This window comes from Caballeronia sp. ATUFL_F1_KS39 (genome assembly GCF_023630985.1).
Lineage (GTDB): Bacteria > Pseudomonadota > Gammaproteobacteria > Burkholderiales > Burkholderiaceae > Caballeronia > Caballeronia zhejiangensis.
Window position 1 is genome coordinate 1 of the sequence record NZ_JALQDZ010000051.1, and the last position, 502, is coordinate 502.

Consider the following 502-nt stretch of genomic DNA (forward strand, 5'->3'; position numbering starts at 1 on the left):
TGAATCGCGCCCGAGATGCCGACTGCAACGTACAGTTGCGGCGCGACGATCTTGCCGGTTTGACCCACCTGAAAGTCGTTCGGGACATAGCCGGCATCGACTGCCGCGCGCGATGCGCCCAGCGCCGCGCCGAGTTTGTCGGCGAGCGGTTCTAGCGTCTTCGTGTAGTTCTCGCCGCTGCCCAGACCACGGCCACCCGACACGATGATGTGCGCGCTCGTCAGTTCCGGACGATCGAGCTTCGTCACTTCACGGCTCACGAACTGCGAGATGCCTGCATCGGCTGCGGCTTCGATCTTCTCGACCGCTGCGCTGCCGCCTTCCGCCGCAACCGGATCGAAGCCCGTCGCGCGAACGGTGATGACCTTGATCGCATCGCTCGATTGAACCGTGGCGATGGCGTTGCCTGCGTAGATCGGGCGTTCGAAAGTATCGGCGCTATCGACGGCGGTGATGTCGCTGATTTGCGCGACATCCAAGTGTGCAGCGATACGCGGCGCGA

The 502-nt window shown here is 63.5% G+C and carries 1 protein-coding gene; it reads right to left on the bottom strand.

The genetic code is table 11. The features are described from left to right. A partial coding sequence (locus tag NCR93_RS26070; RefSeq protein ID WP_250532303.1) for an electron transfer flavoprotein subunit alpha/FixB family protein occupies positions 1–502 on the bottom strand: 502 nt, incomplete at both ends.